6 protein-coding genes are annotated in these 13332 nt (G+C 62.6%); 3 read left to right on the top strand and 3 right to left on the bottom strand.

The window, feature by feature from the left end:
• Positions 1–75 precede the first annotated feature (75 nt).
• The 3 genes from ACS5NL_RS16315 to ACS5NL_RS16305 are packed head-to-tail and all read left to right on the top strand — an operon-like array spanning position 76 to position 9559.
• The gene (locus tag ACS5NL_RS16315) at positions 76–5274 is read left to right on the top strand and encodes a RecQ family ATP-dependent DNA helicase (RefSeq protein WP_216845952.1); all 5199 of its coding nucleotides are present in this window, start codon (positions 76–78) and stop codon (positions 5272–5274) included.
• 51 nt (positions 5275–5325) lie between these two features.
• Entirely contained in the window at positions 5326–6975 is a 1650-nt protein-coding gene (locus tag ACS5NL_RS16310) for a hypothetical protein (protein WP_015014631.1), read from the top strand.
• Positions 6968–9559, top strand: coding sequence for a phospholipase D-like domain-containing protein (locus tag ACS5NL_RS16305; RefSeq protein ID WP_015014632.1), 2592 nt, complete (start codon positions 6968–6970; stop codon positions 9557–9559). Before ACS5NL_RS16310 ends, ACS5NL_RS16305 begins: the two co-directional genes overlap by 8 nt.
• A 172-nt stretch (positions 9560–9731) precedes the next feature.
• On the opposite strand, the gene ACS5NL_RS16300 is transcribed toward ACS5NL_RS16305, so the two are convergent.
• The 3 genes from ACS5NL_RS16300 to ACS5NL_RS16290 form a co-directional block, all read right to left on the bottom strand.
• The gene (locus ACS5NL_RS16300; protein WP_015014633.1) at positions 9732–10679 is read right to left on the bottom strand and encodes a nucleotidyl transferase AbiEii/AbiGii toxin family protein; all 948 of its coding nucleotides are present in this window, start codon (positions 10677–10679) and stop codon (positions 9732–9734) included.
• On the bottom strand, positions 10663–11484 hold the full coding sequence (locus ACS5NL_RS16295; protein WP_015014634.1) for a type IV toxin-antitoxin system AbiEi family antitoxin domain-containing protein: 822 nt from the start codon (positions 11482–11484) through the stop codon (positions 10663–10665). Before ACS5NL_RS16295 ends, ACS5NL_RS16300 begins: the two co-directional genes overlap by 17 nt.
• Before the next feature lie 156 nt (positions 11485–11640).
• The gene (locus tag ACS5NL_RS16290) at positions 11641–12897 is read right to left on the bottom strand and encodes a tyrosine-type recombinase/integrase (protein ID WP_015014635.1); all 1257 of its coding nucleotides are present in this window, start codon (positions 12895–12897) and stop codon (positions 11641–11643) included.
• Between the last annotated feature and the right edge of the window lie 435 nt (positions 12898–13332).

Raw genomic sequence — 13332 nt, 5'->3', positions numbered from 1 at the left:
ACCGAATCGCGCACATGAAACACTTTATGTTACAACGGCCTTCTGTCACACTTGCTGCGGTTCGCTTGGCCTTCATTGGAAACGCCTGTACTCGACTCCTTTCGCGCACGTGCTCGGCGCATCGCCGCCGAGGGTCGAATTGTTTCCGTCGACGTCGAAGCCCACCCTGAAAAGGACGACCAGATCTTCGCCGTCGGCGCCGTCAGGTCCGACGGACAGGACACCTTCCGCAGCACCTGTTCCCCAGCCAAAGCAGCGTCAGTAGCGACAGCCCTCAACAGCTTTGCCCGTGACGGTCAAGTACTGCTGGGCCATAACCTCAAGCGCCACGACATTCCTCTGATGCGCGCCCAGCTGCCGCAGTTGGAGTGCCTGCAATGGCCCGTGCTGGACACGCTCGAGTTGTCCGCCCTCGCCTTCCCTAGCAACCCCTATCACCGACTGGTGAAAGGCTACAAGCTGCTCTCGGACGAGCGCAACAACCCCACCAAAGACGCCCGGGTCGCACTCAACGTGTTCGAAGAGGCCGTCGAAGCCCTACTGGAGACGAACGATCAAGAGCCCTGGTGGCTCACCGTGCTGCACTTCCTGCTGCGCAACGACGAAAGCATGGCGACATTGCTGGCCCAGGTGCGCGAGGAGACCACACCCGCTCGCGAGGCGATCGGCCCCATCGTTGCCAGCCGGTTTGCGGATCGTTGCTGCGCCACCCGTCTGGAGGCACTGGTTGCCGAAATCGTGACGTCCTTCGACGGCCACGACCCTTGGTCGGTCGCGTTTGCCCTGGGCTGGATCCGCGTTGCGGGAGGCAACTCCACCCTCCCCCACTGGGTGTTCCACGAACTTCCCGCCGTGAGGCAATTGATCGCAGAGCTACGAGAGATCGACTGCGGTCAGACCAACTGTCCCTACTGCCGCGAGAACCACAACCCCGAAGCGCTGCTGTCCTCCTTGTTCGGCAAGCCAAGCTTCCGGGCACAGCCGACGACCACCGACGGCTCATCGCTGCAACGCGCAATCGTCAGTGCTGGGCTAACGCGCGAGAGCCTGTTGGCCGTCCTGCCAACCGGCGGCGGCAAATCCATTTGCTACCAACTCCCTGCCCTCGTCCACTACCGCCGCTCAGGCCGGCTGACCATCGTCATCTCGCCGCTGCAGTCGCTGATGCGCGACCAGGTGGACAATCTGATGAAGGCCGACATCCAGTGCGCGGCGACCGTCAACGGAATGCTGACCCCACTGGAACGGCGTGATGTGCTGGACCGCATTCGCCTCGGTGACGTCGGCATCGTGCTCGTCTCACCCGAGCAGTTCCGAAGCAAAACCTTTGTTGAAGCCATCCGTGTTCGGGAGATCGCGGCCTGGGTCTTCGACGAAGCCCACTGTCTCTCCAAGTGGGGCCACGACTTTCGCACGGACTATCTGTACGTCTCGCGCTTCATCCGGGAACAATTTCCCGGACAGGCACCGATCGCCTGCTTCACCGCCACCGCCAAGCCGGACGTCATCGAGGACCTGTGCGACCACTTTCAGGAAGGCCTTCAGGTCGAACTGAAGACATTCCTCGGCGGCCACGAGCGCACGAACCTGTCCTATGCCGTTGTACCCACCTCGGGAGGCGAGAAGCCACAGCGCATCGTGGAACTGCTGCGAGATGGCTTACGGCGCGAAGATGCCGCCGTGGTCTTCTGCGCCACACGCAGGAGCGCGGAGACCATCGCACAGATCGTCACGCAACAAGGCGTGGCGTGCGCCTGTTATCACGGTGGTCTTTCCGCCGATCTGCGCAAGGAGACGCAGCGTCGCTTTCTCGACGGCGAACTGCAGGTGATCGCCGCCACCAATGCCTTCGGCATGGGGGTGGACAAGCCCAATGTCCGGCTGGTGATCCACGCCGAAATCCCCGGCTCGCTGGAGAACTACCTTCAAGAGGCCGGCAGAGCTGGGCGCGATGGGAACGAAGCCAAATGCGTCCTGTTGTTCGACCCGAAGGACGTGGAGACCCAATTCCGCCTCTCCTCCACGTCTCAGTTGTCCCAGCGAGACTTCATCGGACTGCTCCGCGCCTTGCGATTCCAGGCCAAGAAGCTGGGCAAAGGTGAGATCGTCATCTCTGCAAAAGAACTGCTTGCGCAAAGCGTCGGTACCAGCATCGAGCTCGATGCCCCTGACGCATCGACCAAGGTCACCACCGCTTTGTCGTGGCTGGAGCGCCACGGCTTCTTGACGCGCAATGAGAACGCCACCAAAGTCTTCCCTGCAAGTCTTCGGGTGACCTCACTGCAGGAGGCCAAGGAACGCATCGCCAAGGCGGATTTCTCTGCCAATGTGCGGCAGAAATTCCTCGCCGTCGCCACAGCCTTGTTCCGCTCCGAGACCCCTGAGGGGCTGAGCACCGACGAGCTCATGCTCGATGCGGGCATCCGACCTGAGGAATGCTTCCGCATCGTGCACCAGTTGGCCAAGCTGGGCATCCTGGTCAACGATCTCGGACTGACGGTGCGCTTGATGCGTGGCGTCAGGGGCGCGTCCGTCTCCCGTCTGGAATATCTGAGTGCCATGGAGAAGGAGCTGGTCGAACTCATGGCGGAGAACGCCCCAGACGCCGACCAGGACGATGCGCAACAACATCTGAATCTTCGAGCGGTCTGCACCGAACTGCGCAGCCGTCTGAACCTCGACGACGAGAAGGGGCATCTCGATCCTACGCAGGTCCGAGCCTGCTTGCGATCCATGGCCGACGGATTCGGCTCTGGTAACGACAAACGCAGCATGATCCAGCTGCAGTCACTGGGTGATGACACCCTGCGCGTTACCTTGCGTCGCCCTTGGTCTCAGATTCGCAGAATCTGCGAGCTGCGCCGTGCCGTTGCCCAAGTCACCCTCACGCGGCTACTTGCAGAGGTCCCAGACGGAGTCAAAGGCGCATGCCTGGTGGAGTGCAAGGCCCAGGCACTGATCGATGCACTGTCCGACGACCTCGTTCTCAAGACCCAGCTGCGCGAGCCCGACGTAGCGCTGGAGAATGCGCTGCTCTACCTTCACCAGACCCGTGTGCTCGAGCTGGACAAAGGGCGATCCGTTTTCCGCTCGGCGATGACCATCCAGATGGAAGAGGACACGTCCCGGCGATTCAGTCAAGCCTCGTTCGCGCCCCTGGAAGAGTTCTACAAGGAGCGGACGCTGCAGACGCACGTCATGCACGAGTACGCCAAGCTGGGCGCGGAAGATCCGGCGAAAGCGCTCGACCTGGTCAAAGCGTACTTCACACTGCCGCACAAGCAATTCATCAAGGAATTCTTCCGGGGACGCACTGACCTTCTGGAGCGAAAGACCACCGACGAGTCCTACCAGCGCATCGTTGATGACCTGCAGCATCCCGTACAGGAGGCCCTGGTCACACAACCGCGGACGGGGAATCACTTGGTCTTGGCGGGACCGGGATCCGGCAAAACGCGGGTGATAGTGCACCGCATCGCCTACTTGCTGCGAGTGCAGCGCGTGAACCCGGGGCGCATCATCGCGCTGGCCTACAACCGAGGCGCGGCCGTCCAGCTGCGCCGCCGACTTTTAACGCTCGCCGGAGACGACGCACGGGGCGTATTGGTCATGACCTATCACGCCATGGCGCTGCGCTTGACGGGGACCAGCTTGGCGGGCGCCGAACGCACCTCCAGCAACGTCGACTTCAAGAAGATGCTGCAGGACGCCATCGACCTGCTCGAAGGCAAGAGCTCGGCGCTGATCGACGCGGACGAAGTCCGCGATCGCCTACTGCAAGGCTACGAATACATCTTTGTTGACGAGTACCAGGACATCGACGCGCAGCAGTACGCCCTGGTCAGCGCCCTTGCCGGTCGCCGGCGAGCGGACGCCGACACCAAGCTGAGCATCATGGCCGTGGGAGACGATGACCAGAACATCTACTCCTTCAAAGGCGCGAACATCGAGTTCATTCGGCGTTTTCGGGCCGACTATGAGGGCGACCTCACCTACCTGGTGGAGAACTTCCGCTCCACCCAGAACATCATCTCGGCCGCCAACCACGTGATCCAGCGCGGCGCCGACCGCATGAAGGTCGATCACCCGATCCGGATCGACGAGAGACGCAAGGATGATCTGCCGGGCGGCCGCTGGGCAGCGCTCGACAAGGAAGGCCGCGGCGCCGTACGGTTGATCACCAGCCCAGCTGCCCCAAACCTTCAGGCCCAACTGGTCCACGCAGAGATCGAGCGCATCCGGTGCATCGATCCGACGGTCAAGCTCTCAGAGATCGCTGTGCTCTGCCGCACGCACGCCCCTTTAGAAAAGATGAGGGCCATCTGCGATGTCGAAGGACTGCCCTGCGAAGTCACCGGTCCAGAAGCGGCCAAAGGACAGATCGCGCTGATGCGGACCCGCGAAGGCTGGGCGTTGGCCCAGGCACTGCGGCGGCGCCAGTTGCGTATGGTGCGCCTCAGCGCCCTTCGCAGATCCCTGACCTATCTGCAGCGCGCTCAGCCCAGAAACGCCGCGCTACTGGATCTCCTAGACATCGTCGATGACGTCGCCTCCTCGCTGCAAGCAGACATCGTTCCCGCAGCCGAAGCGCTGGACCTTTTCTACGAAGCTGCTGGCGAAATGCGGCGGGATGGCCGCGACAGCGCCATCAAGCTGATGACTGCACATGCTGCCAAGGGTCTGGAGTTTGACCACGTCATCGTGATGGACTGCGCCGACTGGCGCTGGGATGAAGAAGATGAACGACGACTTCTCTACGTGACCATGACGCGCGCTCGACAGTCGCTGAGCTTGATGCGCGCAGAGGGTGGACGCAACCCCTATCTCGTTGATCTTGGGACCATAGATGGAGTACAGGATCAGCTGCCGCGCGCCCGGCCAAAGCACCGCGCGGATCTTGAGCGCCAATACGTCATGCTGGGGCCGGCAAGCATGGACATTGGATTTGCTGGACGCGCGTCGTTGGCGCAGCCAATTCATCGCGCAATCGCCGCTTTGCGGATCGGAGATGTAGTCGAGGTGAAAGGACGATTCGTCCATTCGACCTCTGGACAAATCGTTGGCCGGCTGGCCGCAAGCATAGATGCGACGCATCTCCAACGAGGGGTCGCATCCGTGGTCGCGGTCATGGTGCGAACGCGATCTCAGACGCCCGAGGAGTACTGGCCAGCCCTACAGGCAGATCACTGGGAAACGCCGCTTGCGGAAGTCCGGCTAGCTGATCCAAGCGCGACGTCGGCTGTTGACGAGTTGCAGGCACTTGGTCGCCAGTAGCGAAGGCGACTTCTCTTTAGACCATCAGTGTTGAATTTGAACCGAGAATCCATGGCAATCAAAACCAGCTGGGTATTGCCTCCGCACACCATAGGTGGTCTAGACCACATCGGTACGCAAGGCCCCTGCATCCTGATCTACTCGCAACTGCTCCCCGGCATAACAAACGTCACCGACAGAGCCCGGTACTACAGTTTTTATCCATGGCTGATCCGATCCTACGCGGAGCGTGACAGCCACCGCGAGAACTTCAACGCATTCCTGGAGGCCTACCGAAAGGCCGATTGCCTATTCACGATGATTGCCGAGCGTCATGCGCAAGTCATGGGTGACGACGCAGCACGCCACGGGCCCGCGATGGTCGGGCGAGACACGCTCAACGATGCAGTCAGGTTGATCGGCGAAGGAAAGTCGGTCCGTCTCTCGACCTACGCGACCCGAGAGGATTCCGACAAGCGCTACTTTGCCAACAAGCTTGGCGGCCTCGGCCAGTACTATGCGGGAACACTGACGCAACTCGACATTTTGGCCGTAGTCGACAAGCCATGGCTGAGCTACACGCATGAGCGCGGCGGGCCGATCGCACAGGCGTTCGACATGGGCGTCGACGGCCGTTCCTTCTGGCAAGCCGTGGACGCCGATACCGTTTCGGCGCGGACGCTGGATGCGCTCCAAGACTTCTGCCCTTGTTGCCTGCCCAACCGGCAAGGCGAACGCGATGCCTTGCTCGACATCCTCTTCGACCGGAAGTCAGAGTTCGAGGCAGAAGGGGTCCAGCGGCGCAAGAGCCTGGCGCTCTTGCTGCATCTGGCCGGCGCCTTGCAGGCGGTAGAACTCTCCGCTGTCGACGAACCGACCTTCCGCGCCGCTGTCTACACGGAAACCCTAGCGGACGGCACGACATGGTGCCCGCCAGCCTCCTTGGCCCACACTCGGTCGGCCTGGGCCTACTACGTCCGGAATGACCTGATGTCGATAGCGATGCAGAAGGCCTTCGCCATCTCGCTCACCGCACTGGCAACACAACCAGCTCCGCCGGCCTCCATCGAAGAGTTCAGCCAGTCTCTGGCGAGCCGCCCTGAACTCGTCAAGGCACTGGACAAGTTGAAGGCGAAGACCTTTGGCGCGCTGTGCAGTTCTCTGGAAACGGGCGCGCCGGCGCTCGGCGACTTCATGGCCGACGGGCACGAACTGGCCTGGGCTGCTGCCCGCGTTTCGAGGGAGCGTCAGCAACTGGACCGGGAGCCTGCCTTTCTGGCGTCCGTCGTGAACGTGCTGGCGCTTCTTCGGGTGCGCGAGAACCACGGTGCGCCCGCCTATGGCCATCTGGCCATGGACCCGACGCAGCTCCAAGACTCCCCGATCAACCTGAGATCGTTTCGGGAGCGCTGCGTGAAATGGAACAACATGGCGCTTTCAGCCGTCGTCGCGGACCTGGTTGGCTGGATCCTGGAGACCCATCTGCGAGTCGCACTGCGCAAGCTACGACAGAGTTCGACCGCCACCTTCCGAATCCACCCCACCGAGCGGGGAATCGAGGCTCACGGTGACGTGCCCGTGCCCGCCAAGACCAATCCTCGCATCCGGCAAGCGATCAAGATGCTGTGGGATGTCGGCGCCCTGACCCGTGAGCCTGATGGCAGCGGAGATCTGCGGGCTACCGAGCTTGGCATCCAGCTCTTCGAAGCCGCCCATGCGTGAGACCAACGACGACATCTCGCTGCTGGCCGCCCTCAAAGGTGCGAAATTCGAGGCGTCTCTGGTGACGACCTTCAATGCCACGCTCCCGTTTTATGAGGAGGTCGTACTGAGGCGCCTGCAGGCGGCCGATTCGCGGCACAACGTGGTGCTCATGGACGCCGTCCAATGCGCGCGTTCGTGGGCCACGCCATCCTTGAGGCCGCGCCTGGCCGGTTCGGCGTATGCGCTCATCCCCATGGCCGCGCCTGGAGCCTTTCACCCGAAGATCTGCCTACTTGCCAGCAAGAAGCGCTGTGTCCTGTTCATTGGCAGCCACAACCTCACGCTTTCCGGCTTCGGTTTCAACCGGGAAGTCACCACGCACATCGACGTGCGCCCTGACAGCGCCCCTGCTCACAAGCTGGTTCTGAGCCACGTCTGGAGCCTGGTCCGCGAATGGCTTCGAACCCAGGAGGGGGCGCTGGCGCCCTCCGTGCTGGAGGCCGTGCACAGGATCGGTGAGCTTGTTCCGGGAGCCGATGGCGCCCAATCGAAGCTTTCCGACATCCGACTGCTCGGACAATCCAGCAGCGGTCCGTCATTGCTCGAACAACTCGGCCACGCGATCCCGTCGACGCCCCGGCGCGTGGTGATCACAGGAGCGTTCTTCGACACCCAACACACCTTCCTGAAAGCGCTGGAGACCCGTTGGCCCGGCGCCTCGATCAAGGTGATCATCGACCCCAAGACCGTCAAGATCGGTGGCCGCCCCAAGGGGATTCGTTCGCAGTTCGTCGATGCGCGAAAGCTCTGGATGGAGAAGGCAGAGCACTACCTTCACGCGAAGGCGCTCCTTCTCGACTTCGGCGACTCGCACATGCTTGTTGCAGGCAGCGCGAACCCGAGCCGGCCAGCGTGGCTTGGAGGCACGCGCGCCAACTTCGAGGCCATGCTTGTTCGGCCAAACGTTGAAGTGGCAACCTCCAGCTTCGCCAGCGATCTTGCTCAGGGCTTTGCAGCCCGCGCAATGGATGACGCCGACCTGCGCTCGATTCCGATCACACATCAGGATGACGAGAACGACGCTGAAGCACCGAGCGCTCCGATGCGGATCGCCGTTCTTGCTGCGGGTACTTCTGCAGTCCCGATCCCCGCGTCGGACTCTGCGGGATTCGCGGATTTCGTCATGCACCTGCAGGATGGTTCCCACACCGCACCTGTGAGTCTTGGACGTTCAGAGGATGGGGGCGCGATCGTTGAGCTGGGTGAGAGGGCGTCTGAAGTGCGCTGGCTGGAGCTGAGTGGCCGCGGTAGCAAGCTCCTTCGCGTAATCATCCACCACGATTCGGCTCTGGGCCGTGGAGTGGTGCGCTCGCACAGAGCCGCGCTTCAGGATGCATTGGCCGGCTTGGACTTCAGCGGTGCCAACATCGAATCGCTCATTCAGCAAATCGAGAAGGCCATCTTCGACGATCCGGAGCAAGTGGTGTCGCCACCGCCAGGCACCGTGCGGACTGGTGCGGATGAACAAACCCCAATTGCGGCACGCCCGGCATCGCTCGCTGTCCACATCGGCGAAAGTGCCAGCACAAGGAAGAGTAAAAAGAAGCGCCTTCTGCAAGCGGGCAGCCTGCTTGACGTCCTCGACGCCCTCCTCTACCGCTTGGGCCAGGGACTGCCAAGATCGGCCACATCGGCCACATCGGTCACTGAGACCTCGCCCCTCTCGGAAGAGGAGCTTGTAGGAACTGAAAATGAAGAGGCCAGCCAAGAGCTTCCCGCTGCGCTGACCCAGCAAGCCGTTGAAGCAGTGAGAAAGCGCCTCAAACAAGTTGTTCGTCGCATGGTCAGGCAGCTCAAAGCGGCCCAAAGTGAGACCAAGCCTGACGTGCGTGCGGCCAAGGCACGAACCGGCGTGGTCCAGCTCGTTGCCGTGCTGTCACTGGTGAGGGAGTTCAGGCGCCTTCGGCACCTGCCTCAATGGCGCCGTATGGGGGGCTTCATCGACTCGGAAACCCGTCAGGATCTCTTGTCGCAGTCGATGGTCATCCTTTTCGGGCATGCGCAGGGCATCGCGCGCGATATCCGCGTCCACGACGGCGAGGCCGACGAAGTCGCGGAACTCGGCCAAGCGCGGGCACTGCTGGCGTGGCTCGCCTGGGACATTGGTCACAGTCTCCTGAAGCGCATTGAGCCCATGGCGCCAAAAGCAACAAAGGACTATTTGGTTGCGACGTACGCATATCTCTACGACCTGCTCCCGGCCATCGCCGTCGATGACGAGGACACATCGCAACTTGCCTCCAGCGTGCGATTGACCAATACGCCAACGGCTGACGAAAGCGCTCATGGCGAAAGCTGGCTCGCGCATCACATCACGACCGGCTTGGAAGTCGCCACAGCCCCTGCCGCGGCCTACCTGGACCGAGAAGGCATCAAGGCCGGCGATCTGATGCATGTTCCCCATTCCAGCCCACCCCAGTTCAGGGTCGTTGTTGATGCGACCGCACAGGACATTTGCTTGAGTGAACTGGACGCAGAGCGCAGGTTTACGCGCTTCGCCTGGCGTCCAGCGAGCCGGGCTCGCGCGGCGCAAGCCAGTTGATAAACAGATCCATCACTGTCGGCGATGGACACTTTTCGGTTGGGATCCCGGCCGCGCATTCCACACAGTGCGCCGCTCTGCGAGGACTTCGAAGGCTCCTCCGGCGCCCCCATGCCCGAGTCCAGTTCATCGACCACTGTGAAATCGTGAACCATCGCGTCGGCCTGCTCGGTCATCTGGCACCGGCGATCCGCGTCAGCGCTTCTTCTAGCTGCCGGCGATCTTCCGCACGCTTGGCGGCCGTGCGCTGTGCGAGGTTGTGCAGCTTGCGCCGCACACCCGGCAGTTCCTCCGCATGCGCGAGCCCGATCAAGCCGAAGTCCGGTTGCTCGCCCTCCACGGACCGCAGGAACGCGCACGACGGTTCGTCCAGCCACTGCGCCACCCGCGCCAACAAGCGCTCGCGGCTCTCCAGCAAGGCCGCCACGTCAATGGGCTCGGACGTCATCCCCTTGAAATGGGTCTCAAAGATGGCCTCGAAACCTGCAGGCGCGCGTGGCGCCAGCATCTCCCAGGCCGGCTTGGGGCTGCACGTCAGGTACACGAGAAAGGTGCGCCAGAGCATCTCATCCGCCCGCTCGTCCTCCAGCAGCAAGCCCACATCGAAGAGGTCGCGCGGATGCTGCCGTGACAGCGCCGCCGCGAGCTTGCCGGCATACAGGTCGGCGAAATCCAGTACCTGCACCTCGGCGAAGCCGAACGCCTCCTCCACCCTCGGACGCACGACCATGCTACGCACCGGATGCACCGCGCCGCGCATGACCGGCGTCGTCTCGATCTGCACACGCGCACGACCTCGGCTGGCCACCAAGCGGGTGACTGCCCCGCCCTCGCCCGCCGAGGCCTGCACCTGCAATTGCAGAGGCGGGGCGCGCAGTACATCAGCCAATCGCCCCAGCGCTTCGGCGATCAGCCTCGCATCCTCGGCGTAGCCATGCACCGGCAGCCAAGCCAGATCGATGTCCACCGACAGACGCGGCAGGTCATGCTCAAACAGATTGATGGCCGTGCCGCCCTTGAGCGCGAAGCGCGGCTCCTTCGCGAGCACCGGCAGGATCTCGACCAGCAGCCGCACCCGGTCGGTATAGCGCCCATCCCAGGACTCAAGCCAGGTGCTCATCAAGGTCTCGCGGCAAGGTGATCTGGTAGGTCGGATGCAGGCGCCCGCCGGGCACCAGCGCGCGCTTGCCCCGGCCCAGGTCGACTCCCTCTAGCGGCACGTGAGACAGCCACGCATGCCGATGGCGCTCGGCCAGGGCCAGGAACAGCCGCTTGGCCTTGATGCTGCGGCAGTGGCGCAGCAGCAGACCGACGCGCTGCGGCCGCAGCGTGGTCATGGCCTGCATCAGCGCATCAGCCTCATAGACCCGCGCCGCGTCCGACACGCCATCGCACAGTTCCAGCATGGCGCGCTCGGGCGTCGAGCACACCAGCGCCTCGGCACCCGAGCCGGCTCGATGCCAAACCAATCCCTGCCCGGCCAGTACGGACTCAGACACCTCGGCTGCGAATGGCACGGCAGGCAGATCGAACGGCCCCTTGCCCAGGAACGCGAAGCGCTCCTTCAACGGCAGCATGCCCACCCAGCCTGGCGGCCGCTCCGGCCCATAGAGGGTGATCGTCCCGGCATCGCCCAGACGTAGGTAGTGCTCGTGCCCCTGCAGCGTCAGTGCGAAGCGCCCCCCGAGATGCAGCGGCATTTCCTCCCAGGCCTGCAGGCTGCGCACCACCCCCTCCCATTGCAGACGCCCGCCTTGGCGCATGTATGCGCCGCGGGCCGGCGACACGAGCCAGCCGCTGCCGACATAGCGTGCGACGAGGCTGTTCGAGTAGCCGTGCGCCCGCAGCCAGCGGCTGGAAACCAGGCTCGTGTCGCCCAGCTCGGCCAGTAGGCGGTTCAGTTTTCCTGCATTTTGCTCACCCATAGTGCTCAAAATACAGATTTCTCGAACTCCTGCCAAGACTCTTTGGTTCGACAAATGAGAAATTCGATCACCGACAGTGATCTTTTTACGACAACGGCAAACCGCCCGCCGCCCATCGGCAGCATGTACCAGGAGGATCTTCATGCCATCCCCCTCTCACGTGGTCGCGCTCAGCACCGGCACCACCACGTTCTCGGGCATCAGCTTCGGCATGTAAGTCTGCCCATCGATCCAGGCATCGACCATGCTGGCCCACTCCTGCAGCATGTGGCGTCGCTGCTCGGCGTACTCAGCCTTGTTGTAGACCGAGCGCGAGGAACGCCCTTCCTCGTGCGCCAGGCACTTCTCGATCCAGTCGCGGTTGAACCCCACCTCGTTCAGCAGCGTGGAACCGGTACGGCGCAGGTCGTGGACGGTGAAAGGCTCCAGCGGGAGGCCAGCGGCCTTGGCCCGCTCGGCGACGAGCTGCGTCACGCGATTCAAGGTCGCCTTCGACATGCAACGGTTGGCGTCGTAGCGCGAAGGCAGGACGAACTTGGAACCCGCCGCACAGGCATGCAGGGCCACGAAGATGTCGAGCGCCTGGGTCGACAGATAGACCACGTGCGGATTGCGCCCCTTCATCCGCTGCTTCGGGATCGTCCAGGTTGCCTTCTCAAAATCCACCTCGTCCCAGGTCGCCTCGATCAGCTCGCTCTTGCGCACCAGCGTCAGCAGGATCATGCGCAGCGCCAGCCGGATGGTCGGATAGGTGGCCACCGACTCCATCTGCCGCGCCACCAGCCGGATTTCCAGCGGCGACAGGGCGCGATCCTTCGGCACAAACGTTGCGATCGAGGCCGCGCCCACACCCTCGGCCGGGTTGTCCACCCTCTCCCCGTGCAGGATGGCGAAGGCATAGACCTGCTTCACGATGTCGCGGACATGCACTGCCGTGGCAGGCGCACCGCGCGCCTTCACCTTGTTGCAGAGGGCGCGCAGATCATCGGCGGTGATTTCGTTGAGCAGCCGGTTCTGAAAGGCCGGCAGGATGTCGCGATCGACGACATGCTTGCGCATCGCCCGCGTGCTGTCGGCCATCTTGGCGTCCGCCAGCCACTTGACGGCCATGTCGCCGAAGTTCTTGGCCGCGGTCAGCCGACGCTTCTCACGCTGCTTCTCCAGCGCCGGGGAGCGGCCCTGGGCGAGGGTCTTCTTGGCATCGAGCAGCTTTTCTCGGGCCAGCGCCAGCGAGATGCCACCAGCGCCATAACGGCCGATGGTCAGGGTCTCGCGGCGCCCATTGAGACGGTAATCGTAGCGGAAGGTGACGGTACCGGCGGTCGATACCGTCACGTACATCCCATCCCGGTCAGAAGCCTTATAAGTCAAGGACTTAGGCTTCAAGTTGCGCAGTGCTGTGTCGGTAAGCATCGAGGTTTTTCCTCCTGTTGGTGACGGCTTTTACCGTCAAGGGTCAGGAGACCTGCTGATACCCGGAAAGCCGCATGAAATAAGCTTTCCAGAGGAGACTTTTACCGTCAAAGACCGATTTGGTCTCAATAGTAAACGGGAGGGTCTTAATCCAGTCCCCGGTTCTTACCGCCAGTTTTACCGTCAACCAGTTTCGCTGGTCGGCGATAGCCACCGATAGCCGCCGAAACAAAAATTCCTATGAATCAACGACTTACGGCGATTTTTCGATTACTGGCGATAGTCCCCGAAGGACTCGATTTCACTCCCACTCTATTGTCAATAGCCGATCGCGCCTCAGAGGGAAAGCGCATTGCATGATGGCCGAGAAAACGCTCGATACCGACAAATCTACCGTCGTCTTCGAGAGCCCTTCACAAGGCCCATTGCTGTCGA

The organism is Hydrogenophaga sedimenti (genome assembly GCF_051857515.1).
Taxonomy (GTDB): Bacteria; Pseudomonadota; Gammaproteobacteria; order Burkholderiales; family Burkholderiaceae_C; genus Hydrogenophaga.
This window is presented reverse-complemented; position numbering and strand designations above follow the sequence as displayed.

What these genes read in the sequence shown, in the direction of transcription:
- ACS5NL_RS16310 (WP_015014631.1), top strand. Translation starts at nt 5,326, where the DNA reads ATGGCAATCAAAACCAGCTGGGTATTGCCTCCGCACACCATAGGTGGT.
- ACS5NL_RS16305 (WP_015014632.1), top strand. Translation starts at nt 6,968, where the DNA reads ATGCGTGAGACCAACGACGACATCTCGCTGCTGGCCGCCCTCAAAGGT.
- ACS5NL_RS16300 (WP_015014633.1), bottom strand. Translation starts at nt 10,679, where the DNA reads ATGAGCACCTGGCTTGAGTCCTGGGATGGGCGCTATACCGACCGGGTG.
- ACS5NL_RS16295 (WP_015014634.1), bottom strand. Translation starts at nt 11,484, where the DNA reads ATGGGTGAGCAAAATGCAGGAAAACTGAACCGCCTACTGGCCGAGCTG.
- ACS5NL_RS16290 (WP_015014635.1), bottom strand. Translation starts at nt 12,897, where the DNA reads ATGCTTACCGACACAGCACTGCGCAACTTGAAGCCTAAGTCCTTGACT.